At 62.3% G+C, this 26,251-nt stretch carries 18 protein-coding genes; 16 read left to right on the top strand and 2 right to left on the bottom strand.

Features of this window, described 5'->3' with window-relative positions; translation table 11 throughout:
- Positions 1 to 425: 425 nt before the first annotated feature.
- The 10 genes from ACFYTQ_RS36780 (at position 426) to ACFYTQ_RS36735 (ending at position 15,648) form a co-directional block, all read left to right on the top strand.
- On the top strand, positions 426 to 818 hold the full coding sequence (locus tag ACFYTQ_RS36780) for a WXG100 family type VII secretion target (protein WP_387370916.1): 393 nt from the start codon (positions 426 to 428) through the stop codon (positions 816 to 818).
- Positions 815 to 1,114 (top strand): hypothetical protein, encoded by a 300-nt coding sequence (locus ACFYTQ_RS36775; protein ID WP_387370914.1) that lies wholly within the window; start codon positions 815 to 817, stop codon positions 1,112 to 1,114. The genes ACFYTQ_RS36780 and ACFYTQ_RS36775 overlap by 4 nt, the downstream gene beginning before the upstream one ends.
- 234 nt (positions 1,115 to 1,348) lie before the next feature.
- Positions 1,349 to 1,660 carry a hypothetical protein gene (locus ACFYTQ_RS36770; protein ID WP_387370912.1) on the top strand — a complete coding sequence of 104 codons (312 nt, stop codon included), beginning with the start codon at positions 1,349 to 1,351 and terminating at the stop codon, positions 1,658 to 1,660.
- Positions 1,657 to 3,780 (top strand): hypothetical protein, encoded by a 2,124-nt coding sequence (locus ACFYTQ_RS36765; protein WP_387370910.1) that lies wholly within the window; start codon positions 1,657 to 1,659, stop codon positions 3,778 to 3,780. Before ACFYTQ_RS36770 ends, ACFYTQ_RS36765 begins: the two co-directional genes overlap by 4 nt.
- A 598-nt stretch (positions 3,781 to 4,378) precedes the next feature.
- A complete protein-coding gene (locus tag ACFYTQ_RS36760) occupies positions 4,379 to 4,831 on the top strand; it encodes a YbaB/EbfC family nucleoid-associated protein (RefSeq protein WP_387370908.1) in 453 nt (150 codons plus the stop codon).
- Positions 4,832 to 4,908: 77 nt separating this feature from the next.
- Positions 4,909 to 5,232 (top strand): WXG100 family type VII secretion target, encoded by a 324-nt coding sequence (locus ACFYTQ_RS36755; protein WP_387370906.1) that lies wholly within the window; start codon positions 4,909 to 4,911, stop codon positions 5,230 to 5,232.
- Positions 5,233 to 5,279: 47 nt separating this feature from the next.
- A complete protein-coding gene (locus ACFYTQ_RS36750; protein WP_387370904.1) occupies positions 5,280 to 13,538 on the top strand; it encodes a toxin glutamine deamidase domain-containing protein in 8,259 nt (2,752 codons plus the stop codon).
- Between the two features lie 60 nt (positions 13,539 to 13,598).
- On the top strand, positions 13,599 to 14,078 hold the full coding sequence (locus ACFYTQ_RS36745) for a DUF6301 family protein (RefSeq protein WP_387370902.1): 480 nt from the start codon (positions 13,599 to 13,601) through the stop codon (positions 14,076 to 14,078).
- A complete protein-coding gene (locus ACFYTQ_RS36740) occupies positions 14,075 to 14,521 on the top strand; it encodes a hypothetical protein (protein WP_387370900.1) in 447 nt (148 codons plus the stop codon). The genes ACFYTQ_RS36745 and ACFYTQ_RS36740 overlap by 4 nt, the downstream gene beginning before the upstream one ends.
- Positions 14,518 to 15,648: a DUF6301 family protein gene (locus ACFYTQ_RS36735; protein ID WP_387370898.1), complete on the top strand. Its 1,131-nt coding sequence runs from the start codon at positions 14,518 to 14,520 to the stop codon at positions 15,646 to 15,648. The genes ACFYTQ_RS36740 and ACFYTQ_RS36735 overlap by 4 nt, the downstream gene beginning before the upstream one ends.
- 221 nt (positions 15,649 to 15,869) lie before the next feature.
- Here ACFYTQ_RS36735 and ACFYTQ_RS36730 read toward each other — a convergent pair whose 3' ends face one another.
- Together ACFYTQ_RS36730 and ACFYTQ_RS36725 are read right to left on the bottom strand one after the other, a co-directional pair.
- Complete coding sequence (locus tag ACFYTQ_RS36730; RefSeq protein WP_387370937.1) at positions 15,870 to 16,895, bottom strand: GAF domain-containing protein; 1,026 nt, start codon at positions 16,893 to 16,895, stop codon at positions 15,870 to 15,872.
- 413 nt (positions 16,896 to 17,308) lie between these two features.
- Complete coding sequence (locus ACFYTQ_RS36725) at positions 17,309 to 18,514, bottom strand: cytochrome P450 (protein WP_387370896.1); 1,206 nt, start codon at positions 18,512 to 18,514, stop codon at positions 17,309 to 17,311.
- Positions 18,515 to 18,560: 46 nt separating this feature from the next.
- Between ACFYTQ_RS36725 and ACFYTQ_RS36720 the strand changes: the two genes are divergently transcribed.
- The 6 genes from ACFYTQ_RS36720 to ACFYTQ_RS36695 all read left to right on the top strand — a co-directional run bounded on the left by ACFYTQ_RS36720 (position 18,561) and on the right by ACFYTQ_RS36695 (position 26,247).
- Positions 18,561 to 19,571 carry a GAF domain-containing protein gene (locus ACFYTQ_RS36720; RefSeq protein WP_387370894.1) on the top strand — a complete coding sequence of 337 codons (1,011 nt, stop codon included), beginning with the start codon at positions 18,561 to 18,563 and terminating at the stop codon, positions 19,569 to 19,571.
- 990 nt (positions 19,572 to 20,561) lie between these two features.
- Positions 20,562 to 22,472 (top strand): cutinase family protein, encoded by a 1,911-nt coding sequence (locus ACFYTQ_RS36715; protein WP_387370892.1) that lies wholly within the window; start codon positions 20,562 to 20,564, stop codon positions 22,470 to 22,472.
- A complete protein-coding gene (locus tag ACFYTQ_RS36710; protein ID WP_387370890.1) occupies positions 22,472 to 23,638 on the top strand; it encodes a peptidoglycan DD-metalloendopeptidase family protein in 1,167 nt (388 codons plus the stop codon). Before ACFYTQ_RS36715 ends, ACFYTQ_RS36710 begins: the two co-directional genes overlap by 1 nt.
- Before the next feature lie 37 nt (positions 23,639 to 23,675).
- Positions 23,676 to 25,031 (top strand): MinD/ParA family protein, encoded by a 1,356-nt coding sequence (locus ACFYTQ_RS36705; protein ID WP_387370888.1) that lies wholly within the window; start codon positions 23,676 to 23,678, stop codon positions 25,029 to 25,031.
- 29 nt (positions 25,032 to 25,060) lie between these two features.
- Positions 25,061 to 25,468 (top strand): hypothetical protein, encoded by a 408-nt coding sequence (locus ACFYTQ_RS36700; RefSeq protein WP_387370886.1) that lies wholly within the window; start codon positions 25,061 to 25,063, stop codon positions 25,466 to 25,468.
- A gap of 38 nt (positions 25,469 to 25,506) precedes the next feature.
- The gene (locus ACFYTQ_RS36695) at positions 25,507 to 26,247 is read left to right on the top strand and encodes a hypothetical protein (protein WP_387370884.1); all 741 of its coding nucleotides are present in this window, start codon (positions 25,507 to 25,509) and stop codon (positions 26,245 to 26,247) included.
- Positions 26,248 to 26,251: the final 4 nt, after the last annotated feature.

Below are 26,251 nucleotides of genomic sequence, written 5' to 3'. Positions count from 1 at the left end.
ACGGTTCGGGGGGAACCTCAGAGGTGTTCCCGCGCGCGGGGGACGAGCCCGAACCTGTGGCACTCACCGAGGCCGAGGACGGGTGTTTCAGCGGGCAGCGGAGTACTCCAGCGCATCACCGAAACGGCAGCCGGGGTGCTCCTGGCTAGTGTGGGACAGTTTATGAAATCAGATAGGACGATCCGGCCCCGTTGCGTGGCGCCCTTCGGTTCCACCCGACTGGTCGAGCCCTCAGGAGATTCTGCCGTCGGCATGCCGATCGTGAGAGTCCGACCTAGTGCAGCATCATGTGGGAAGCTCAAAGGTGTTGCAAAGCAACGAAGTTGACTGGAGAAGCTGCTTTCGCGTCCGCATCATCTGTGTGAGAATCGCCGCGTCGACGGCACTGCGAGCGGTGCCTTGAGGGACGGGCTAGGTGGGTGCACTTGAACGACGATACGACGGCATCGAACGATGGCAAAGGTGGCTCTGCTGCGAACTCTCATGTAGTGGGCGGCGAGATCTCGGAGATGGATGCAGCTGGACGCGAGGTGATGACTACTGCCACTGCGGTCAAGAATCGGCTCATTGAAGCGGACGTAACTATCTCGGCGCTGACCCGCGAGTGGCGAGGTCGAGCTGCTGCCGACTTTGGAAACGATTGGGACAGAGCCTATCAGGAAGGACTGGCATGCCTCGAGCGACTACACAAGCTCGGTGAGTTTCTTCGCTCGGCTGCGGGAATATTCCATCAAACGGAAAACGATGCAGCCGCTGCCTTCCGGAACCGATACAAGGTTGGAGACCTGGGGCAGCCTTCGCGCGGGGAGATGCTGTGACCGGTCAGGATCCTAGTTTTGGTGACAACGCACATATCGAGCACCTTGCCGAAGCGAAGGTCGTCCTCGAGGATCTGCGTACTTTTGTCGCAGGACAGCTCGACCATGCTGATTCGCTACTGGTTCGGGCGCAACAGGATTGGCGAGGCATGAGTGCCGAAGCATACAGCGGCCTGCACGTCGGCTGGCGGATCGCTGCCGCGCAACTGAACCAAGATCTGGAGCGAATTTTTGGCGCCGTTCTGTTCGAACTCGCGAACTACAACAAGAAGACGGACGGAACGACGAACGAGTAGTCGAACCATGGTGCCTTGTAGGCTCTCTGGCAGAACGTCTCCATTCATATCCTGTAGGTCGTTTTGCTGGTTGGCATGCAGCAAGAGTGGAGGTGTGTTTGACTAAAAGCGCTGTGAGACAACGGCATACCAATGTGGCGCCCCAGATAGGGGTCGATCCCCAGTGCCTGCGGTGATAGTGTGACGGACCGTCTCAGGTGGGTCAGAGCGGGATCAGATGATGAGGGAGGGGCCATGCTGTTCGTTCCGGAGTCAGTGCTAGGTATGGCTAGGGCGATCGAGCCGGCGACCGAGGCGATGCGGGAGCATGCGGCGCTGATCAGCGAGGTCGGTTTCGATCCCGCTCATACCGGTCAGGATTACCTGGAACAGGGCACGAGGTTGGCGGCGGTGGTTGACGGCATCGTGACGATGTTGCATTCCTGGTCGGACGCGTCCAACGCCACGGTGGACGTGTTCCGCCAAGCGGTGAGCATGACGACCGCCACGGAGGAACGCAACCGTGGCCAGCTCCAGGAACCAGTCGGTGGGGCTGGTACGCAGTGACGAACCCTCGACAGTACGAACAGACGTATGAGGGTGGTCTGGACAAGGCTCGTAAGGATCTGGAGCGGTTTCTCCGCGAGGACGGGGCGAACGTCTTCAATCCTGACCAGCCGATCTGGAACGACAAGGCGAAGATCACCGGTACGGACGTCAACGCGCTGCTGGACAGTGCGGCGCCGGGATTGCAGTGGTTCGAGCTCGCCTTGGTGCGATACCACCGGGTGTACGAAATCGTGAAGCTTCCGGGGTTCGACCGGATCGATGTGCCGGCGCTGGACCTGGGGGGCGAGAAGGTGGGTGCTGAAACCATCGACGCGGCAGGGGATCCCATGAAGGAGATCCGGCGGCTGGAGTTCAAGTACTACGACCAACAGCGCAGCATGAACCTGGCTAGCTTGCGTGAGTTGTCGTCCCGTATCACCACTGCCGCGGTGGGAAACGATGCTCGTTCCGGAGCGGCGCAGGTTACAGCCGATTTGTCGTCGGTGGCGACCGCGGTGCCCGAATACTGGCAGGGTCAGTCCGGTGCGGCCGCTTCAGACCATCTCGTCGGCTTCCACGCTCACGCCGAACAGCAGGCCCAGTATCTTCAAGCGGTTTCCGCGGCCTTGACCGGTCTGCCCGACGTACTGCTGCAAATCGTCCGGGACAAGGCGAGTTTTGTCGCCGGATTCGACAGCCCACAATGCCCCGTTGCGGGCCATGCGATGCGACTGAGCGGGTTCGAGGATCCGGTCAGTCAAATCATCACTGTCGCAGCGAATCAACACGACGCGAATTACAATACGCCTGAAGCTGTCAAACAGCAGTTCCATTTGGTGGAACTAAAAGCCGCTAGGGACTTCGGAAAGATCCGTGATATCAGCCAGCAATGGTTGTCCGATCATTTTCGGTTCGCGGTGCAGGAGGCATTCACGGCCTTTGTCCATCAATGCGCGCTCGCTGATTATTACATTCGTCAGGCATACAAACCGGTCATAGAACTGCTGGACAGCCACGACCAGGCGCCATTTCCCAAACCCCGCGACGAACCCGCACCCAACCCGCCGGGGCGACCCGCCCCGACCGCAGTCCCGGGTGAGGTACGTACGCAAGCGGCGAACGTCGATTCGGGGGAAGTCTCACCGGTGACGAGGTCGATTCCTGAGCGGGCCTCCGTGCCGGTGACTCCGGCGGCGACGGTGAACAGCCCGCTGCAAGGGCTGGCTGGGTTAGCGGGGCAGGCAGGACAAGCCGTGCAGCAGGGTCTCAGCCAGCTGCAGGGCTCGCTTCAGCAGGGATTGAGTCAAATGGCCACCACTGCTGCGGGAGTCGCCACGCCGAACCTCGATACCGGGGCAGTGAGGGATGTCCCCGGCGTGAGTCCGAACGAGATCGCTGGATCGAGAACGCTGGCGAGTCTGGAGCTTCCCGGTGGCAAGCTCACCCTGGCCCAGGCTTCGAACGGAACATTTACCGCCGCGGTGACCACTCCGGATGGAAAGTTGCGGCAATACTCGGTGGGAGTAAAGGACGGGAAGCCGTTCTTCACCGAAAACACTACGACGTCAACGCAATCCGTAGCCTCCGGCTCGTCGGGAGGAGCGGATGAGCCGCCTGTCGGTCGCAGCGGGAGCAACGCTGTCGAAGCTGGGGGCGCGCTGGGCGCGAATTCAACTGCTGGTGCGGCGCAACCCGGCCTCCCGCTAGCTCGACCCGCGGCAGAAACCGTCGGCTCGGTCGCCACGCCACCGACCCTGCCGACGCCTGACCCGGCAATGGCGAGCGGTATACCGCAGACGGGGATGCCGATGAGCGGATCGCCGGCCGCGGGCGCGGGAGGTGGAAAGGGGAGTCCGGACGCCGAACGTCGATCCAGCGGCATAGTGACACCACAACCCTTGTGGGCGGCCTTGCCCGGCCGCGATGGCATGATCGACGATCCAGGAGCCCCCATGTTGGCTTCTGTCGAGAACCTTCACGGGCTTCCCGAATCGTCGCCTCCACCGCCCGCCGCGAACTCCGAAACCGTCAATCGCGAACAAGCTCAGTCTGTTTCGGAATCCACGCCGCTGTTCACCGCGCCCGTCGTCCAAGCCGATGGGGTGAAGATCGAGATCGACATGGGAGACAAGCGATGAGGAACTACGCGGCCGAGATGGACCGTATCCTCGCTGATTACACGGCCGCCGCCCGCGCGACTCACCGGCGATTCCTCGAATCGGACGCCAGGACAGCCCGTGAGGGTGCGGAAATTTTCGCGACCCTTACGAGGGAGTTGGCCACCAACGATCAGCGATCCACCGACGAACCTTCCTCGTGCGAAGAGCGGATCGAGTACGGCAGCCCTCCAGATAAGGCCCTCGTCCGTCCACCGGCCCGTGCGAACCTTCACAAGCGAGGTGAGCCCCAGTACGTTCTACCGTCTGATTGGAGTGAGGAGGACGAGGCCAATGGTGAAGGGTACGGGCCGCCGAAGTCATGGCTGACGTAACCAGCTCAGCAGTCCGCGTGAACCCAATCTACGCGCGCGCCAGGAGCTTCGGATTTCCGATTATCAGTGCGGGACTTGGTACCGGCATACCCGAAACAAGGGATTTGCCGCTGCGGGCAGCGCGGGGACTGAAAAGCCGCGGTGTAGCGATTAATTTCGATGCCGAATCCCGTTCCAGGGTTGAGCGGATAGCCCGCTCTGGGCCAGCGTTCTCGTCGCGCACAGCAACCAACGGAAGGTGACCTGTGGAAGACTGGGAGCGGGAGCAGATTCGGTCAGCGAACGCGGGGCTGCGTCGAGTGCTGGACTCGATCCATGAGCAATATGACCGTGAAGTCGATGAATTGGACGAGATTCACCGCAAGCTCGGGGCGATGAAGGTCCACGCAACATCTCCAAACGGCCTCGCTCGGGTGACAGTGAACGCGTCCGGTCAGGTCATCGAGATCACGATCGCAGACGACGCCTACAAACGCAGCACTCCGAAGCAACTCTCTCAGGAAATCAACGCTGCAATCCACGGAGCGGTAACCGCTGCCGGACAAGCCCAAGAAGAGGTGCTCGCACCCATCAAGTCTCTTCTCGACGGCGCGGCCGACCTCAACGAACTTGTACCCGGTGCACCCAGCCTGCGTCGGGCCGAGGCCCAACTCTCCGACGAGTTTCGGACCTCTAGGGGACCAAACAAGTCGAACTGATCCCGATGTAGGAACCGAACGCGTAGGGCACGCGTCCAAGCACACGAACGAGATGTACCTGATAAGGGAGTAGAACCGTGACGAACTTCTGGGCGGACCCAGAGCGTCTGCGAGCGGTAGCGCCGCAGTTCGCGCAGCTCGGCCTGGATGTGGAATCCGCTCTGGAGAAGCTGAAACAAGGTATCCAGTCCGAAGGCAAATGCTGGGGCAGCGACCATCCGGGTAAGCAATTCGAACAGCACTACCCGCAAGGCGACGGGCCAGGCAGCGTCGGAGAAGCCCTCACCGCTCTCGGGATCCTGGCCGCGAGACTCAAAGATACTGGCGACAAGATCGCTGGAACGGCGAATGCAGTTCAGGCCCAAGACCAGGCCAATTCCGAGCAGTACCGTCGGTCGTAGGGAGTGAACTCGTGACCCTATGGCGGCCGCCCATCCCTGGATTCCTCATGGATTTCGTCCTCGGGCACTGGCCTGAGGGCGATGAAGACGCTATGCGACGGACCGCCAAGCACTGGTCTGACATGGCGGAAGCGCTGAAAGAACTTCAGAAACCTGCCGATCAATCTATGGGCAAGGCCCTCTCGGCGATCGATGGGCAGTCTCATGCTGCCTTACAGAGCTATTGGCAGGAGATCGGCGGCGACAATGGCAACTTGGCGAACCTGATCAGAGTTTGCGACAGCTTCGCCAGACAACTCGAGCACGGTGCCGCCGACATCGAACACGCCAAGTTGACGATCTATATCTCGCTCGGCACGCTGGTGATCACGTTTATTCCAGGTATCGGGACTGTTGCCGGTGCTGCCGCCGCCGTTGCGGTCAAGCTCGTAATCCGCAGAGCCGTTGCGGAGCTTCTCGAAAAACTCGCTACCAAGGGTGCGGCTTATCTCGCTGAACGTGCCGCTTCTCGCCTGGCCTTTCGCCTAGGAACCGGTGCCGCCGTGGGTTCAGCCATGGGCGGTGGCACCGATCTCGCGGCCCAGGGCATCGAGATGGCCGAAGGTCACCGCGAGGGACTCGATTGGTCATCTGTTGGGACGGCCGCCGGAGTCGGCGCGGTAGCGGGAAGCATCGCGGCTCCGATCGGAGCCAAAATGCTGGATGGCATGGCAAATGTGGTGGGACGCGATGTTCTGGAGTCCAATTCGCTCGGCGGCATAGTGAGTCGTGCAGTGTCCGAGGTACCCGGGAACGTGATCGGTAATACCGCAGGATCCGCGGTCACCTCGGGCGGTCACGTCGATACCAGTACCCTGTTCGAAGGTGCTGGCGGTGGTCTCAGCCGCCACAGCCCCGAAAACGCCGGGCCTCACGTCGATTCCACTCCACACCTCGATGCTGGATCTGCCGCTGCAGCATTCACCGAACCGGTCGGCGCGGGGCCGGTCAGCGTATCCGCTCGCGACGAGACCCCGACGGCAGCTCCCATAGATACTTCCAACGCTCAGCCGCCATCTACCGATGCCTCCTCAGTCGGAGCGAGCACGATCCCGTCCTCGGCTATGCCGTCTACAACCGCAGTACCAGCGACAATCGACACCCCCGCCATCGCGGATGGGCCATCCCACTCGAATGACACGAGCACTACTGCGGCGAGCCTCGCGAGCACGAGTCCGACGGTTCAGGATGCTCCTGTCCAAGCTTCCGCGCTCAGCGCCGCCCAGGAAACCTTGACTGGGCATCATGCAGGTTCGATCGAGTCCAGTCCGGCAGATTCACGGGCAGCCCATCAGGATTCGTCTGGTATCGGCAATCTAAGCGATCGGTCAACTCCGGTTGCTTCCCAACAGAGCATGAATGTCGGCGGCGCGGGATTACCCGTTTCCGAGCACAACCACGTAGCGGGTCAGTCGGCAACTGCCGCCTCCAATATCTCCCAGTCGTCTGATCGCCAGGTACCGCGAGCAGCGGAATCAACAGCGACATCGAGCAATACTGCGTCAGTCGACCGGCCGGGACAGCCAGCCGCATCGCGTGCGCCAGCGGAGGCTCCTGGTCGGGTCGAGTTGAGGGCCCATCCGAGCGATCGCTCCTCTCTGGCGTCGCGGCCTATCGATCTTCCTCCTGCCCTAGTCGACGATGGTCGACCGGAACGAGCAACGGCGTCAACGTCAATCGACGAAATCGCCGGCGGCTCAAGGCAATCGGCCGATTCCGCGGTGACACGCGGACAGACGGCATACGAGGCTCCCAATCCGCCGTCGACGCGGCGTCGAGAAAGTGACGACGCCACCGGCCGTGCAGGTATCACCGATCGGAGTCACTCCATCGGCACCAATCCGCCAGCTTCTTCTACTCCGCGGCATTCGGACGAGCGGACGGCAGGGAGGCAGGGCACCGGTCGATACGCCGAGCCGCAGAGCAATCGCGTCCCTGAGCGCCCTTCGAGCGAAATCCCCGATCGTCGTTCTCACCCAGTCAGTGCCGACCGCCGGACCGATGGTGTAGGCCAAAGCCTGGAAACGAATCTCTCGGCACCACCTCCTGCTCGTGACGCCAGGACCGGCGCGACTTTCGGCCCGGACGAGCCGAGAATGCCGCGTCAGGACGTGCAATCGAGCGAAGCCGAGGCGCGGAGCCACTTGCGACGTTTCGGGTTGCCCGTCGAAGACGAGCCGTACTACAACAATCCGCACTACCGAGATTACTCTGCGGCCTACGAGTACTCTCGTAGACAGACGATCGGCCCCGAGGCTGCCGATCTCCGTGCGAGGCAGATCGGCAAACATCCAGAGCTCGCCGAACTATCCACCGCCGAGGTCGATCTGATCCGGCGCAACCAGTTCCTGCGTCTGAACGAGTCGGTTAACAATGCGACTCGAAACGGCGATGTTCGAGCACTCGAACAGTACGACACCGAGATCCGCGCTCTCGTCACCGCCTACAACAAAATGCCTGACCATGTCGGTGTGGTCTACCGATCGCTCTACATCGATGACCCGGTGAAGCTGGAGAAATTTCTCGAGGATTACAAACCCGGTTCCACTCCGCGCGATCCCGGCTTCGGTGTCGCAGATAAGGGAGCGTCGAACCCTGGCGGGAATATCGAGCTCGTAATTGATTCCCGGTACGGTAAGGATGTCTCCTGGGCGAGCTACCAGCAGGATGACGTCGTGTTCCCTCCGGGCAACATGTTCTACGTCGAGAAGGTCTCTCACGACGACGGAAAATACGTCATCCATCTCATCGATCTCGGAAGGAATCCTGATGCCCATCTCGCCCGAGGAAATGAAACGAATAGCCATCAAGCTCCTCGGTCCTACGATGGAGAAGTCGATGGATACCCCCGAAAATCGAGAAGTGATTCAGAGGATGGACGCTCATCGCGCCGAATTGGAGAAGGAGGGTCGGCGCCCGGCCACCGACGATCAGATCCAGATCTGGCAAGCATGGACCGAATCGGAGCTGAATCGGATCGGACGCGAGAAGGACGACACTTCCAGATAGCGCCAACCCGTGTCGACGATCCGGCATCGCTGTCGGCAACGGAAGCCCGTGAGTCAGCTCAGGCTCCCTTCGTATCTCGGCCTCTATACCACGACCCAGCGCACGTTTCTTCGACCGAGGAACCATCTTCATCTCGCCGCGTTCGTGCCACCGATGTAGTTGCGGCAGACGAGATTCACTCGTCTACGTCCGCACCGAATCTGCGTTCCGACGCATCACCGGCATATGAAGATTCGCGCCCCTCGGTTTCCGGTCGCTCAGAAGGGGCGTTAGATCGGCAGAATGTTCCGCTTCGGACTGACCAGTTTGACCAGTTTGGAGTCGGCGGATATCGCCACCCTGGAGGTGCGCCGGAACCCCTGACTCACAGAGAAATTCAGGACGCGCACCAGATTCAGCAAGCGCGAGAGTACTACCGCCTGCAAATACCGGAGAACGGCTCCGCAACTCACGTCCGCGGCGGCCGCGGGGCGAACGCCGGACCTGCCTATGAGTTCCGTCGTTATCCTGCAGGTTCCGGCCAATCGGTTGGCGTAGTGAGTATCCGAGTCCACTTGAGCTCCGACCACTTGTCTCTCGAACAGACGCGACATGCGTGGGAAAACGCGCAACTCGCGGCGGATTTGATGTTCAACCGCGGCCACCGGTTGCTGTCAGGCGACTGGGTGCTCATTGATCTCGTGCCGACACTGGATCCATCAGCAGCGGACATGCACATCCGCGTCGATGACACCCCCGGATCGCTTCATCCGTATTCGCTCGCGACGCAGTTACGCGACCAACTCTCTTTGCCAGCGACCTCGGATCCAACTCGGCTGAGTCCGGAGGATCTCCGCCGACTCAGTAACGAGATCGCCGAGGCGCACACCCCTGCGGCGTTGGAGGGTTTGCCAGAAGCGCGGGTGTTCGGTCCTGGCCGTCTTCAGCCCGTCGAGAGGGCCGAGTATCAGCATGCCGTTGAGGATGCTCTTCGCGATGGTAATCAATTTCTCGTCTATGCGGATCCTCGCACCAATCCCTACGGGCGGCTTATCAACGATGGTGGTCCCGAACGTTTGGGCAGGAATGTCAATTGCATTGATAGTGCACTTGCTGCGCTGTCCTCGTTCAATGGTCGGCCTCAGGTTTCTGCGCCGATTTGGATCGACCGTCTCCCCAACGGGAAATTCGACGAGGCCGCTGCGCGAGGAGAGTCTCCGGAACGGATCGCGGCCTGGATCGGGGGTGCATGGGAAAACTACCAGGACGGTCGCGCCATACCCGAGCAGTACCAGGCGCTGCATGAGCGCATGCGGCAGGACGGTCCCGGTTCCTCCGCTTTGGTCGGCACTCTTTGGCCGATTCGGGATGCGAACGGCGCGATCGTGTACAACGCCGACGGTACACCCCAGATCGGGGCCGGACATGCCACCGTCATTGTCTATCCGCGTGACGCTACCGGACCGGTGTGGTGGGATCCGCAAGACGGCACCTTTTCCGACCAGCCACCGCGTAGCTTGACCGATCAATCGGTCGGTTTGCTGTTCATGACTATCGACTCCGACAGAGGAGATCACGCTGCCACCGCAACTCCGGACCATCCAACAAGTCCAGCAGTACCTGTCCGAGATCTTCGGCACGACAACACAATTCCAAGCGATCCAGTGCGAGCACGGATGGGTGTGCCGCCGGAAGGCCGCACCGGAAGATACATTGACCAATCCGGCGATGGGTTCGCCGAACCTGGTCGTGAACAAGCAGAACGGCGTAGTGACGACACATCCCAGCCTCGATCCGATCACGATCGGGAAGATGTACGACGAGGCGATTCGAACGGGCCAGCCCACCGGGGGACGACAGATTTACCCCCCACAGTTGCGTTTGAAGATCCAAAGAATCCAGGAGAGCTCGGAGGAGATCGAGTACCACGTTCGAGCGCAGAGCCTGACCCAGCCTCCACAGGATCGCGAGGACTATCGACTGAAGATCAACAAGCACACTCTCGAGTACCATCCGTATTCTCCGACCGCGATGAACGTCGTGTCGTGGACGGAATGGAAAAGCCGTCAGAGCGGCACGTGGCCGACGGAGGGGACCTTCGAGGACTGACGGCAGCATCAGTCGAAGGACGCGGTGCGACTCGTACACCTTCCTTATGGCCGAGCCCGGATTTCGAGATGCGCGGAAGCAAAGCGTCCGAGGATCCGGAGGGTCGCCCAGGTTCTTCGGATGATGCGTCTCGAAGTCCACTTGGTGATCGACCGTGGCATCCAAATCCGTACGACATTCAGTGGGAGAGACCACCAGATTCTGGAAATCTACGCCCCAGTGTGGGTGAACGGCTGGGATTGCCTCTTCGTCAGGAGTTTTCACCGCAGAAGGCGGACCATGATTACTCACACTCTGCGGAACGAAGTTCCGATGCCGCAGGAAAGGGGGCGCCCGATCCGACTGCGAATAGCGGCGCCAGCGACCCGGCGCGTGGATGGAGTCAAGGCATCGAGCCAGCGCCCTCCGTGCCGCCATTGAGACCGGACCTCGACAATGTATCCGGCTTGAACCCGCCCGGACATCACTCAGATGCGTCACCGAGGCTTGATCCAGAAGGCCACAAATCCTCAGATCCCGACGATCAACGCGCCGGATCTCGTCCTACTCCTGAGCCGTGGCAGCCGTACAGCATTCCTGACGGTTCTTCGAGTGACAAGCCTGTCCCGGCGATTCCGGAACGCGACGATCTTCCGCCGCCTAAGGGCTGGCATCGGGGTGCGGACGACCTCTTACATCAACCAGGTGATCGGCCGGGTAGCTATCGCACCAGAGATGGCAGGCTGCATGACATTTCCGACCCTCTGGGGACGTTCCGGGACAGCAAATACATGCTTCATGATGAGCAGGGTAGCTTTGTCTCCGACCATCTAGCCAGCAAGGACGTCAGCTTTAAAGCCATGCCTGAGGCCAGCTGGACGCATACAGTTGAAAATGAGGAGCTTCGCCAACAAATTTTGTCGACGTCCGAGGAGCGGCTAAAACAGCAAGGTATCGATCAGAATCTGCTCCTGGCACATGCTCAACGGACAATGTTGGAATTTGGCATCACTGACATCAATGATCTGAAGCTGAGTAGTCTCGACAAGAAAATTGCTGAACTGAGTGGGCAGGTATACGGCGATCACACATTGAGTGCTTCTGAAAAAGAAGCTAAAATCGTGCGTTTGTACGAGATGATGGATACCGCTGAAAAGTATCACCAACTCAATGTGGACAAGATTGCTGCGTCGAAGTACCTCGGTGACCTCGGTGGAGCGGCTTTCCAGCTCGACCGCTTCCCCGAGGCCATCACTATCACCCCGTACGAGGGCGCGTTCGATGGAAATAAAACCGTTGATCGGGCGGCCTTTCTCCCTGCAAACGAACATCGACCTCCGACGTTCTTGATATTCGAGAACAAGGGGGTCGGGTCAGATCTTGAAAGCGCTGATACGCCAGTAGGCCGCGCGGAGCAATGCTCGCCCGAGCATACGGCGCGAACCTTGGAAATCGATCAGAATATCGGAAGAATTCTCAGCGAAACCCCCGAGCAAATGCTCGCGCGCGGTATTGATCCTCAAAGTATCGAGGGGCAACGGCTACTGCAGGCGAAACAAGAATTGCTGACCGCTTTCCAGCAGGGCACTCTTCAGTATGAGGTGTATAAGGTTCATACAGATATCAACGGAAATGTCACGGTTACATCGTATGGTTTGGTGCGTGATGGTGTTCCAATGCGGATCGAGAACATCGGCGGAATCGCACGTGTTCCGACACCTTTCCATGATCTCGTTACTGCCCATGAGCAAGAGCTGACCCGTTCCCTTGCGGAGCAGCTCGAGAGCAGGCTGAGTAGCTTGCAACCTGGTGAGCGGGAGATCGTGGAGTTGGCTCTGGACTTCGCCAGCGGTCGTCCATCGCACCTTCTCGCAGTTCAGGAATTCGTGCGGGCACGTGAGGCCATGGACCTCGTGTGGAATGCTCTCGAAAACGAAGGCCCCTTGGCAGAGATCAGCGCGAAAATTGATTCCGCCAGGGGACATTTGGAGCTTGGTCAAAGAATTGAGTTCGAGAATCAGCTGGCCGCGCTACGAGACCTGGACCTCGCCGACTTGCGGCCCACAGCCGAGCAAGCGGTACGGATCGGTCTAGAGGAACGGAATGCTCAAGCCATCGCGCAGCTAGTGGTTGCAGAAAGGCAACTTATCCACGCTGCTACGGAGAGGGTATCGGAATTCCGGGCGGCGCTGGTCAAGGAACGCAGTCAGTATATACAGCATCATCTGAACCGAGTCAGAGAGCTGGAAGGTGAAATTGCTCAAGGGAAGTCGCCGGAGCTGAGTGTCCTTCTGGCGGACCTTGACTCTATCGATCGGACGCTCCAATATGAACAGCAAATGGAAGCCCGGGCGCTCGATGAAATCGGACTGAGCGCGGGTCATCGAGAGCGTGTTGAAGAGTCGTTGGCTATTGAGCATGCTCGCGCTTTGGAAAAGGCGAGACAGGCTTATTCAAATGAAATTGTTAGACAGGTGGTTTCGAAAGTAGCGGCGGCGCGAGAGCTGGAAGGTTTACAACGGGAGCTGTTTATTCAAAAGATTCACGAGCAAGCTCAAGCGATCGAGCGGGCTATCGATCTCGGAATAGAACTGCCTAACCCCGACGTTGTTCTTCAAGCGCACAAAAACATTCAGCAAGCGATCCAACACGAACGGAATCTCGAGGATCGCCAGTTGGAGGTGCTCGGCTTGAGTGCCGAGCAGGCGGCGATGGTAGTCCCAGTGCTGGAGGCTCAGCGAATAGAGGCGTACGGACGATCGGTCGAGACGATAGCAAAGGAAGCGATGCGCCTGGAACACAATCGAACGGTGGGAGTGCCGGCGCTGCAGCTTACTCAAGGTCAAGCTCGTACCATGGATCCAGAACTATATGCGCTCGTTCGGACGCAAGACCCGGTCGATCGAAATATGGAAAAAGGAACGCTCGTGTATCAGATGCCGGGGCAGGGTCGAGTGGAGATCCCCCTTAATTCGTTGATATTCCATTATGGTCAGGTTGCGAAAAATATTGACCGCGGACTCTCGCCTGAAATGGCGTTGAATCAATTTCTTCACACCGTTGGGCAAGCGGATCCGAGTGAAGCGGTCAAAGAACGCCCGAAGGAGCCGCCGCACGTCACACGGGCGAGGGAGTTGGAGCTGCAGCGCGCATTGGAGCTCAGGAGAGAACTTGGGCGGGGCATAGGGTAGGTGTGGCTGCATGACTAAGTTCCTAGTAGTGAGACTCTCGATATTAGCTAAGATGGTGACATGGCAGAATGGCGACGATTAGGTAATCGTGAGATCGTCGAATTGGCGACTCGTCTGAGGGCTTTCGATTGGTCGTGGAAGCTGGCGGATGTACCAGCCTTGGCGAGAGCCTTCGGTTGGCAAGTGCGAACCACGCGGCCTGACTGGGTTCTGCTCGATACTGGGTTCGGAGTCGGCAGTGGCCGCGTCCACGGCCGCTCAGGGAACGTCCAGGGCATTGAAGTGCAAGTGACGGACTATGCCCAGCGGCAGGAACAGGTTCGAGATGCGTTCGCGGATATGACGGGTGCGTTGAGCGTTGCCCTCGGCAACCCAACGGCGCGTATGCCTGGCGAGTCTGCTGAAGTACGGTGGGCCGACGGCGAGGACACTGTGCAGTTGATGGTCGTGGCGAACACCCTACAGATGCATTTGGCTCGAAATTCCTACCTTGCTGCCCGTGATCGTGCGATCGAGTTGGAGAAGGAGGGCTTGATGTGACCGATTGGGATCGATTCGCCGCCCAGCTCGCGGAGCAGCTCTCTGTCCTTCCCGCGGGGGCGATGGTGAAGGTTGTCGCCTCTAGCCCTCCGTACCGTTTCGCTCAATTCGCCCAGGGCGATGCGTACTTGTTGGCTGAGTTGACCGGGGACGAGTACCTTCCTCCGACGGACCGACCCGCGGAGGACCGCCGACGGCGGATCATTGATGCCGGGTGGCAGGTGCCTGACCTGGATCACGGCGGCAACTGGTGGATCGAAGTCCCGTGGCCGGTCGCGTCGGCGATCTACCGCCAGCTTGCTGCAATGGTAGTCACGGGGCTTCGTGATGGCCTCGCCGTCGGTAGCCCCGCTGGGTTGTGCTACGAGGCGTGGAACGCACAGGCATCGAACGAACTCATGGACCTGCCGCTGCTCGGCCTGTACAGAATCGACTCACGGTGAACCTTCTTCAACGTCAACTCACACTTGTGCTGCACGGGTCATTGGACCAGGCCGCTCTTGACAAGTTGGTGGAGAGCCTGGGGCTTCGGCTGGTCGGAACCTTTGCGGACCCAGTGGGAAGCGAGCTGGCACGCCGCACCGAACGACACCCGAAGTACCGCACTATCACCGCGCTGAACCTCTCTCTGACACGATCCGGCTCCGACGAATGGACCCTCGGGCTCGACGCCGTACCGGGAACTGACATCGCCAAGTGGCAAGGTTTGGCGGAGCTGGGATGTCGCGCGGCCGGTCTGACTGTCGCCGACCGGCAACGGCGGTTGCCGGGAGCGCCGGTAGTGGTGGTCGCACAGAATTTCTCGTTGCCCGCGCCCATCCCCTCCTCATCGGAGGCGAACGTTCAGGCGGCAGAACCTCGGCTCGAAGGCGTGGCGCTCCCGCTCGATCCACGTATCTACTCGATCCCCGACTCTGCACCGATGCAGACCACGCCTTTCACGGAAGAGCGCCGACAGGCAGACGCATTCATCGACCGCCTCTGGCCCGAGGGAATGTCGAAGGGACTTTCAGCCGATCAATTGGGCAGCGGTCAGCGCATCGCGACCTTGATGGAACACCAAGAAGCGAATCCGCCGAAGCGATTTTCTGACCCGCCCGTCCGCGCCGGTTGGCCGGCGTTGGACGACGATGAGATCATCAAGCTGGCCCGACAGCTTCGGAACCTGGTCTGGTCTTGGCGAATGGATGACGCGCTCGGACTTGCGGGCGCGCTCGGCTGGATCACGAAAACGACAGACATTGATCACAATATTATAGACACGAGGCTGGGAACAGCCGATGGATACGTGCTCGGCGAGTGGCCGCAAGCGGACTGTCTCTGTGTTCCGGTGACCGGACCCGCTTCGGAGGACGATGCGGGCCACGCCCTTCTACGGGAAACGTACGCCAGGATGAGTACCGCACTCATCGAGGCACTGGGAGAACCAACCGAGCATGTCCTCGAAGGAGTGCCTCGATGCGGATGGGTGTCGGAAGCTGGACGGACACGCTTGATTCTGACCTGCAAGCCGCCATATGTCCATCTGCTTTTGATGGAAGTTGCCGCATGCCATGAGGCTCCAGCCTGAAACTGCTCCGAAGTCTTTTCACTTGCTGATCATTCCGGCGGCGAACCGGATGCTCCAGCAGCGGGATGAGCCCCAGCTATTCGGAAGGGACCTTGTAGACCGACGTGCTGCAGTTTCATAGGCGATTATAAGTCCTCAGGGCCCGCGATGACTCCATATGCGCGGTCGTGCTTCACGCAGCCACGAGGACCAGCCTCTGAACTGCGTTGGACAATCCTGTGCTACTCGGCACGTACTGCAATCTGGATCGCTGCTTGAGGGCGGGCGCCGCGCGTTACGAGGATCCACTGGGCTCGTACGGGGTGCCATTTTCGGGAGTCAATTGACATACGAAACTCGTTGTGCCACTGCTGTCTGCCGTGCAGCAGATGCCCGCACGCGTTCGCGAAGATCCCTTCGTCCTCTGGGTGGACGCGAAGATGTGAAGGGCTGTATCCGGATGGTGTGGGACCTGTGGGTGCCCATTCGTGAATCAGTTGTGAACGTAAATCAACGATTCCGATCGAGTGGCCTTCTGGTAAGCGAAGGCGGCGGAGGGCGGCGGATATGAAGTCCGGTGGTGGGACGGCGTCGTGTGTTCCCAGATCGCACATCAGTGCGTGGATCGAGCGTCTAGCGGGGGAGAGTTTGGCGGCGATGAATAGGTGATGGCGGTTGCCGGTCTGCAGAGCCGCTGTGGTTGTGCCGGCCCATCGTTCTGACGGTGCCGTGAGATCGAAGAGTGAGAGGAATCCTTCTCGATCGTCCCAGCGGTCGAATCGTGACATGAACGTGGAAACCGTTGTATCGGAATCCGTTTCCGTCGAAATCGCAATGGCGTGCCGTAGTGGTGGAGACACTCTGGCGGTGCCGGTGCTGGGGTTTAGCTCGACGGTCTCGATCCCTGGTCTGACTGGTTGGTCGCCGGGAGGGACTCCTGCGCAAAGAGTAACAGCGAAGACCTGGTTGGATGGCCCGAACGTAGGGATCGCTAGGAGTTGTTGGGAACCGCCGGAGGGAAGGGGCACATCTTCGATTTCGCTGTGGCCTGAATTGGCGCAGCGTTGTACAAGCGGACGAAGCCGCCGAGCGACGGAGGCGTTTGTCGCAATCGTCACTCGACTCAAGTTGGCAAAGTGGCGGATGTAATTTCCGTCCAAGACTGCAGAAGGTCCCTCAGGTCCGGTGAGCGTTTCGGCGATCACCCAGCGCGGTGATGGCCGGTGGCGAGGCGATTGGTTTGGATAGGAGTTGACGTGAGGCGGCATCGACGACGGCGAAGGGGGGAAGTGGGTTTCTGCGGTCACCGTAGCCTCACCCCTCCGCAGTTTGTGCCGGATGCAGACGCGTACGGACGGGTGAGGCCCAGGTGATCAGCGGCGTTGGGAGTTCTCGAACGAAAGTCATGGCGCACCTCGTAGCGTGAAGGCGACACATCTCATGGATCTCGAGCGTCGGTGTGGAACGCTACAAGTCGCATCGACGGCGATGCGCCAGGACCCCGCGTGCTGCGGGCACGTTGCTATTTCGGTTATAAGCCATGGTTCTGCAGCGGCGCAAGGGGTGGCGCTAGGTTGGACGAGAAAAGAATTCCTGCCCCGTTTGCTTTCCCGGACCAGGGTGCGAATTCGGGCTCGCCGCCAGGTTTCCTACTTGAAGTATGGGATTGCTGCCGAGCTGGTCATCTCAATGTGACGTCGAGCCGAGTGAGCCCGCGGATGAGGATGCTCGTCCGCCATTCTGTAGCTGATCCGGTGAGGCTCGTGTCGGGGAAACGGGTGAACAACTGTCGGATAGCCACGGAAGTCTCCATGCGCGCCAGGCTTGCACCCAGGCATTGGTGGATTCCGCTACCGAATGCCAAGTGCCCGCGCGTGTTTCGGTCGAGAGCGAAGGTGTCGGGATCTGGGAAGCGTCGGCTGTCGCGGTTCGCAGCCATCAGCGCGATGAGCACGACTTCGCCTGGCACGATCGTCTGGGTGCCCGCGTGAATGGTTACCGCAGCGTATCGCAGAGTGGCGACGTTGACCGGGCCATTGTACCGGAGTGTCTCTTCGATCAGCTGCTCGGGCAGTTCGAGCGCCTGCTTCACGGACACGGTGCCGTTCAGGACGGTGAGCGCGGAGTTGGCGATGAGGTTGACTGTGGTCTCGTGGCCCGCGACCAGGATGAGGAACACGGTGGAAACCAGTTCGACGTCGGACAGGCGATCTGCGTCATCCCCGGCCGTGAGGAGTGCTGAGATGAGATCGTCTTGGGGCTTGCGGCGTCGTTCGTCGACGAGCCCGTGCAGGTAGCGTTCGAGGCTTCTGCTGGCGCTGGCGACGTTGTCGGGGTCTCCGGCGATCACGTCGATGACGGTGTTGGTCCACTGCCGGAAGATGGTGCGGTCGGCGGTGGGAATGCCGAGCATTTCGCAGATGACCGTGATGGGAATCGGGGCTGCGTAGGCTTCGATGAGGTCGACGGAGTCGTGAATCGACATCTCGTTGAGCAGTTCGTCGGAGATCTTCGCTACCCGCGGATAGAGTGCGGCGACTCGGGCTGGTGTGAAGGCCGAGGTGGCTATTCGTCGGAGCCTGGTGTGGCGGGGTGGGTCGGAATTGAGCATGTGGGCGGTAATTCCGCCGCTGACGGTCGATGCCGCGGAGCGACCGGCGCCTGATCGGGCGGCGACCCCGGCGACGGTGTGGGCGTCCTTGCGTAGACCGGGGTGGCGGAGCATTTCCTTTGCTTCGTCGAATCCGGTGACGAGCCAGGCTCGCATTCCACTGTGGAGAACGATGGGGTGGAATGCGCCTCTCTCATTCAGGGAGCGATAGAAGGCGTGCGGGTCTTGGAAGAAGGTTGGCGGCAGGGTTAGGCACTCAGCGAGGTCGGGCAGCACGTTTGGTTCCGTTCGTCCGGTGTGTCACGCTGCTAGCCTTTTGATTATGCCGAGCAGCTGGTTGCTGATCGAAACATTGGATCCAGGCTCGCCCACGGTGGTTGCTCAGGGCGGTGCCGTCAAGTCGATGGTACCGATCGACGCATTCTTCAAACGGAGCGCGGCGAAAGATGCTCTCGCCGCGGTGATCTCACGGGTGTGCACGTCCTCTCGAGCGCAGAAGGTGGGAATTCCTGGGAACAAAGTGGCAATTGCGGAGCCGGTCTGCGATGACTGGAAGCGGGTGCACGGGGTGTGGTTGCGGACCGTCGACGCGGCCGACGCGGCTTCGAGCCCGCCGCATGGTCGGGCGTGGGCGTTCGTGTGGAATCTGACGCGGGGGACGGTCACTCGGAGTAAGGGGTTGGTGCCGGAGGGGTCGGAGGAGGAAGCCGAGCGGCGGGAGTGGACGATCGCGGAGGCGTTCAATGTGCTCGAGACCGGGAGTGATGCGTCGGAGACGTTGGTCAAGATCATCAATGCGGCGCCGGGCACCAAGCATCAGACGACCTGGCCGCAGAAGCGTCCGGATGGGACGCGGCATGATGTCAACTTCGCGGTCCGGATCTTTTCCGAGCCGCCGCCGGATGGTCCGCAGGAGCCGCCCGAGCGCATCCTGCGTGGCCTGTCGCACGACCTCGGCTTGGCGCGGCCGGCGGTGGATTCGGAGTCGCCGATCATGCTGGCCGAGTTGGTCGCGGCGACGAGCGCTGAGCCGGGGGAGTATCGGGCGATTCTGGAGTTGCATCCGTTGCGGTTGCTGCGGTGGTACGGGGAGCCGTTCCCGGATCTTGCGTGGGAGTTCGAGGAGTATCAGCGGATCGGGAAGCCGCCGGTTCATCCCGATGATCGTGAGGTTGTGCGGCGGATGCAGCGGGACCTGGACTCGGGGCGGGCGTTCGGGGTGGTGCGGCTGCTGACTCGGCGGGGTGACTATCTCGCGGTCGAGGTCGTGGCCAAATTGATCATCCTCAATCGCTCGACGACGGCCGCCCTGGTCACCTTCCGCGACGCCTGACCATTCGCAAGGCGTAGCGGGTAGCTGCCTGGGTGGTGGCAATTGATGGGTTGTGCGATCAGGCGTTGCGGCCCTTGGTTCTTCGCGCTAACGTTAGTGATCTATCCCGGTTCTCGGGTTTCCTGGTAACCGCCGTTGCGGGGCCAGATGACGATCGCGATCGACGTTCTCCCTTCCTACGTTCGTGTGGCTGTATTCCGCGCGGACGGCAGTCAGCGTCGGTCGGCTCACCGATACATGGGTGTGGGCGAGTTGCCTAGTGACGGCTCCGTCATCCATGGGTGATTCGAGGAGGTTGCGATGCGCCTGCTATCTCAACCTGGAAATCTCGCTGCCGAAGTCGACGCGCCATCGAGCCTCGACAGCCGATCCAGCTCGAAGCCTAAGTCCGCCAGTGCCTTTCGTGATGATGCACTGAGCGAGAGGTTCGAGCGACTCTACGACGAGGAAATCGACGGGCTTCGTCGCCTGCGACGAACCCTGCGTGGGCAGCGCGGGAAGCGGAAGCGGGCCGCTCGTGAATGGCGAGACGTCGGCCTTCGTCAGCATCGGCCGCGGGAATCGTGAGTCCGCGACAACTGAGTGTGACCTCGAAACCGTTCGGCGGCGGTGATATTCGCTCGCGTCTTTTCGCGGGCTGGTGGTGGGAGGTGTGAAGTTGATGACTAGTGCGTGTGGTCGTTGCGGTTCGTGCAGAGGGACGGATCGAGTCTTGAATATTCACCAGATCAGTGCTCGCACTGGGGATTCTCCGGATCGGATTCGGCATTTGCGGGTCCTCGGGCACGAGTTGTACTCGCAGGCGTGGAAGAGCGGGGACGCGCGGAATGCTCCGCTTCGGCTGGAACAGTCGAAGGTCGATGCCTGGGTCGCCGCGCGCCGTGGCGCGAACCGTCGGAGCGGCCTGTGAGAAGCTCGGTGCGCCAAAGGTTTCGGGTCGTCGCGGGCAGGGCCTTTCCGGTTCGGGTGATCCCCGTGTGGGTGACGGCTGTGGGGATCGTGGTCGCCAGCCTCGTTCCGGCCGTCGCGAGCGCCGAGCCGGGGAGGGGAAGCGGGAACGCGCAGTGCCCGGTGGTGGCGGGTGTGTTTCTTCCTGGGACGTGGGAGACGGGTCCGCAGGCCGATGAGTCGGCTCCGGTCGGGTTGTTGGCGCCGGTGGCGACGGGGCTGGCGCAGCGTTTCGGGAGCCAGTTCGCCTTCCGGTTCCCCGCGTATGCGTCGGCGGCGTTCGACCGGATGCCCTACGGCGACAGCAAGGCCACCGGCGTGGCCGCCGTCCGCCGCGCCATATCCGACTTCGACAAGCGCTGCCCGGCAACGAAATTCGTGATCTCCGGATACAGCCAGGGCGCCGACGCGATCGGAGATGTGGTCGCCTCGATCGGCTGCTCAGGGGATCCGGTGGCCGCGGATCGTGTCGTGGCGGTCGGGTTGATCGCGGATCCGCATCGCGGTGCGCCGGGGGACAGGTTGGTCGGACCGCAGGTGAGCGGGGAAGGGATCGCGGGAGCTCGGCAGGGCTTCTGCCAGCTGTCGGCGGTCACGGCGGAGATCTGCTCCGACAGCGACCTGTACTGCTCCACCGACACATCGCAGCATCCGATCATCTCCGGTCTCGGCCGCGCCCTGTCGCAGCCCACCGGGGGAGCCGGAGATTCTGCGCAGGGTGGACCACGCGACCAAACCGGCTCGGCATCAACCGAGTTCACCCATTCGCTGGTCTCCAACCTCGGCGACGCGCGTCTGGACCAGATCCCGTCCGCGATCCAGCAACTGACCGCGCAAGCCACCTCCGGCCATCCCGATCCCGGCCAGGTCGCGCGGAGCGTCGACACGCTGAATGGGGCCCTTCGCCCGCTGAACGAGCTCACCGGATGGGCGGCAGGCAACCCTGCGGCCCAATCGAAGCTCTCGTCCGGCGCGGAAGGCACTCCCGAACACACGGCTAGCGAGATCCTCAGTGCCGCTTCGTATTCCGACTTGACTGGCGCTCTCGATTCGCTGGCTTCGATCGGTTCTCAGACCGGTTCCAGTGCGGCTGGACGCAGCTCGGCAGGGGATGTGCAGGCGCAGGCCGAGCGGGTGAAGACCGCGACGGCGCCGTTGAGCGAGGCGGTGACCGCGGCCCCGGCCGAGGTGGTCGGTGACGCGTCGCGTGTGTTGTCGTTGCTCAAGCCGTCGGTGGTGGTCGATCAGGTCACCAACGTGACGGTCAACGGTCTGCGGTTCGCCGCGAATGTGCCGAGCCTGCTCGATGTGCTGAACCGGATCGTGGGGCTGATCGGCGATCCTGGTGTCGACCTCGTGGGCAAGGTGCGCGGCCTGCACGACCTGTTCGGCAAGGTGAACACCGCGTTCGAGCCCCTGGTGAAGTTGGCCGCGGGGGTGGATCTGCATACCGTCTCCGGGTTGATCGGCATGATTCCGGACAGCAGTGGCGTCGCGCAAACCGTGTCGGTGTTGGTTGGGCTGCTGGCGAATCTCGACATCCCCGCGCTGGCGGGTCAGGTTGGGCAATTGCAGGAGAACCTGTGGCAGATCGCCGAAGCTGTTGCCGCGGGCGGTAATCCGGTCGATATCGCCGCCCGAGCGACCGCGCTGATTCCCACCCTGCTCGGGTTCGCGACCCTGGCGGTCAACACGCTCACCAACACTCCGAAGTCCGGCTCGCAGGCATCACCGGATGTCGCTGGGGTCGCTCGATCCCTGACCGACAAGCAACCGGGCCAGGGCGTGGACGCGTTGGCCCAGTTGGCGTCCGAAGGACTCAGTGCCGCATCGTTTTTCGCTTCCGGTGCTCATCAGGGCTACGACCATTACGTTGTCGATGGGCAGCGCACCGCGACCCAGTGGCTGACCGATTGGTTCACCAACCGCATTCGTTCGCTCGGAGCGTCGTGATGGACAGCGGACCGACGCGGGCACTGGTGATCGTGGGCGTGGTGGTCGCCGCGGCGGGCCTGCTGCTGATCGGTGTCGGGGAGCGGAAACCCGCGGACCCACACTGCCTGCCGAACATGCCGCAGGCCCCTCGACAGCAGCCGGTCTCGTCCGGTCAGGCGGTGATTCCGCTGCCTGCGGGCAGCTACACGGTGTCCTCGCCGTTCGGGCCTCGTGACGGTGGATTCCATCGGGGCGTGGATCTCGCTGCGCCGCAGGGGACTCCGATCCTCGCGGCGATGGACGGCACCGTGGCGGCCGCGGGCCCGGCATCGGGGTTCGGGAACTGGATCGTGGTCGACAGCCAACGCCCCGAGGGCCTCGTCTCGACGGTTTACGGGCACATGTTCGACGACGGCGTCCTCGTCCACACCTCCGACGTCGTGCACGCCGGACAGCAGATAGGGGCAGTGGGCAGCGCGGGCGAAGCCAACGGCGCGCATCTGCATTTCGAGGTGTGGCCGGGCGGTCGCTTCCATGGCGGGGACGCCGTCGACCCGATGCCCTGGCTGCAAGCGGTTCCATCGCCCGAGACGAGTAGCCCGGTGCGACCGGTTGCTGTAGCAGACGATGCTCGGCGGACGTCCCGCTCGCGCCGCCTCGCGAACATCGGCGGGCGGCAGGTGGGGTGCGAACCGGTCTCGAGCAATGAACCGTTGCTGGCGGGGTCGGTGCCGCCGGAGTTCGAGCCGTGGATCCGCAAGGCCGCGGCCCAGTGCCCGGAGTTGTCCGAGGCGATCCTGGCCGCGCAGTTGCGGCAGGAATCGGGGTTCAACCGTTGGGCCCGATCACCCGCCGGGGCGCTGGGTCCGGCGCAGTTCATGCCCGGCACCTGGGCAGGGCATGGTGTCGATGGCGATGGAGACGGGACTGTCGATGTGTTCTCGATCGCGGATGCTGTTGTGTCACAGGGCAAGTACGCGTGCGAGTTGATCGATATCGCGAAGAAGGGGCTCGCGGAGGGCCGGTTGCACGGTGAGCTCACCGAGTTGTGGTTGAGCATGTACAACTGCGGCGCCCAGAACACCCTCGATCAGGGCGGGGTCTGCCAGAACGCGGAGACCCTCGGCTACGTGCGCACCATTCCTGAACTCGCCACCCACTACGCCTCGCCCTCACACCAATGACCGCGTGCGCCAAGGCGTTGCGTGAAAGGAGGTCACCGTGACCGAACACCCCATCGAAGCCGACGAAATCGCCGGGGACCGCGATGACTACACCGCCGAGCGGCCGGTCGACCTCCGCCGCCAGCGTCTGCGACCCCCAAGTTCCTCGACCGCAGCGGCCGAGCCGCCCAACCAGCCTGAAGCCGAGGACGGCGCTGAGCCGCAGGAGGTTTCGGACCCTTACGGTGTCGGCGCCGAGAACCTGGCCGAGCGCACGTTGGATGTGCACGAGGTGGCGGCGGTGCGGGAGGCCCGTCTGGCGATGCTTCGTCACCCGGCTCCCGGTGTGGAATCCGATCCCGCGCAATGGGGGTGGCGGGGCACGTTGAACGGATTCGGGTTGCGGTTGCGGCCGCCGCGTGATGGCGCGGAGGTGCGTTACCGCCGGGATGTCGAGCGGATTCGGCAACCGTTGGCCGGGACGCCGTTGGTGGTGGTGGCGAACCCGAAGGGCGGCACCGGGGTTACGCCCGCGGTGGTGCTGTTGTCGGCGTTGTTAGCCGAGCACCGTGGTGGGCAGGTGGTGGCGTGGGACGCGAACGAAGCCTGTGGCACCCTCGCCGACCGCGCCGCGGTGTGCACGGGCCCGGAAACGGTGTGGGATGTTCTCGGACACGCGCACGAGTTGTGTTCGGCGAATGCCGACGCGTCGGGGTTGGCGCGGTTTCTGCATCGGCAGCCCACCCTCGATGAGGTGCTGGCCTCCGACCACAGCCCTGGCGGCAGCTGCTGCGTCGGCGCCGAGGAATGCGCGGCGATCTGGGCAGTCCTGCGGCGGCACCGGTCGCTCGCGGTCGTCGACACCGGAGACAACGAGCGCGCCTCGGCGTTCCGGTGGGCGATTCAGCACGCCACCCAGCTCGTCGTCCCGCTGATCGGCCGCCGTGACGCCGTGGTCGCGGCGCTGCGGTTGCTCGACGGCATCGCCGACGACGGGTTCGAGGACCTCGCGGCCGGGGCGGTGGTCGTGCTCGGCTCCGTGGGCGATACCGCGATGGCGGCGGACACCTTGCGGACCGCCGGAGTGCAGCGCGTTGTCACTGTTCCGTTCGATCCGGTGATCGCCAGCGGCGAGCGCCTCGTGGTGCACCGGCTGTCCAGGGCCACGATCGCCGCGTGGACGGCGGTCGCCGGGGTGGTCGCGGACGGGGTCGCTGATTCCTTCGCCCGTGAGCACGCCCCGTTGGAGACCGAGTTCGTGCCCGAAACCGACTGGCCTGCACGAGATCCTGTCGTGCCGGTGGTGAGGCAGCGGCGAACGCTGGCCTACGCGCTGCGCGAAGGGTCCACCGCCTTGTCCCACCACTTCGGCACACCCGCTCCCACACGACTGATGGACGACCGCGGCCGGTGACGACGCGACCGCCTCGGAGGAGGTTCACAATGCTCAAAACCATTGCACCGAAGCAACTTCGAACCGTGGCCGCGAAAGTTGGTGGGCAGGCGGCGCTGCTGGCTGCCGGACTGGTTCTCCTGGCGGCTCCGGCGCGCGCGGACGGTATTCAGAATCCGCTCGATGGTGTGAGCCCGGATTTGGGGCTGTTTTCGGGTGCGTTGGATACGTCGTGGAAGCGGGTGGTCGCGTTCATCTGGGCGCTGGTGGTGATCGGTTCGTCGGTGCGGGTGATCGTGGGCGCGTTCAAGGTCAAGCGGGCCAAGTCCCGCGGTTATGCCAACGATCTCGCCGAGGGCAGTGAAGAACTGCAGGACGCCCTGGTTTCGCTCGGTCTGGTCGGGCTCGCCTCACCCATCATCGCCACCGTTCTGTTCGTCGTCGGCGGAAGCCGCTGAAACCCAAACCGCACAAGAAGATCCGAGGGAGGTATGTCATGGCAGACGGCAGACCGAAGTTCGCCGACATCACGCCCGACAGCGCGACGACGGCCACCGACACCGAAAACGTAGCGCCCGCGCGCCCGCTCGCGCGAAGGCCCCGCCGGTGGGTTGTTCCCGCCGTGGGTGCCGCGGCTCTCGTGCTGTGTGGGCTGGTGGTGCTGTTGTCCTGCCGAGCCCACACGCGAACCGGCGGCGAGGATGCCGCGATCCGCGCGGCGCACGGCCCGACGACGACACGGGCGGGGGTTCCGGCAGGGTATGCCCACGACAAACACGGTGCCGCCACTGCGGGTGTGAATACGGTTCAGGCCTTGACCCAGGCCGGGCAAGGCCGGGTCTCGATGGACGCTGTCGTCGCCGCGGTGATCGCTCGTGACCCGGGTCCGCAACTGCGCAAGTCGATCGAGGTCGGGAAAGGCCGCAGCGAGGGCCGCGACGTGGTGAACATGGTGCCCGCCGCGGTGACCGTCACCAGCTACTCCGCGTCCACGGCTGAGGTGTCGGTGTGGACGATGGTGATCTCACGCGGCGCGGTCACCGACAACGCCGCCCCGGCGATCATCACCGCCTGGTCGACACACACCGTCGACCTGGTGTGGGAGGCGGGGGACTGGAAGGCCAAGGAAGTCGCCGGGCACGTCGGCCCCACCCCCGATCAGACAGTGTCTCCTGGCCCGGATTCTCCACTGGCACAACCGGTTCAGCCCGGCTACTACTCCTTCTACATCAACTAGGCGG

This window comes from Nocardia sp. NPDC004068 (genome assembly GCF_042874315.1).
Classification (GTDB): domain Bacteria; phylum Actinomycetota; class Actinomycetes; order Mycobacteriales; family Mycobacteriaceae; genus Nocardia.
This window is presented reverse-complemented; position numbering and strand designations above follow the sequence as displayed.

Excerpts from the sequence above, each read along its gene's own strand:
- ACFYTQ_RS36770 (WP_387370912.1), top strand. The coding sequence starts at position 1,349 with ATGCTGTTCGTTCCGGAGTCAGTGCTAGGTATGGCTAGGGCGATCGAG.
- ACFYTQ_RS36750 (WP_387370904.1), top strand. The coding sequence starts at position 5,280 with ATGGATTTCGTCCTCGGGCACTGGCCTGAGGGCGATGAAGACGCTATG.
- ACFYTQ_RS36745 (WP_387370902.1), top strand. The coding sequence starts at position 13,599 with ATGGCAGAATGGCGACGATTAGGTAATCGTGAGATCGTCGAATTGGCG.
- ACFYTQ_RS36730 (WP_387370937.1), bottom strand. The coding sequence starts at position 16,895 with ATGCCGCCTCACGTCAACTCCTATCCAAACCAATCGCCTCGCCACCGG.
- ACFYTQ_RS36720 (WP_387370894.1), top strand. The coding sequence starts at position 18,561 with ATGCCGAGCAGCTGGTTGCTGATCGAAACATTGGATCCAGGCTCGCCC.
- ACFYTQ_RS36710 (WP_387370890.1), top strand. The coding sequence starts at position 22,472 with ATGGACAGCGGACCGACGCGGGCACTGGTGATCGTGGGCGTGGTGGTC.
- ACFYTQ_RS36700 (WP_387370886.1), top strand. The coding sequence starts at position 25,061 with ATGCTCAAAACCATTGCACCGAAGCAACTTCGAACCGTGGCCGCGAAA.
- ACFYTQ_RS36695 (WP_387370884.1), top strand. The coding sequence starts at position 25,507 with ATGGCAGACGGCAGACCGAAGTTCGCCGACATCACGCCCGACAGCGCG.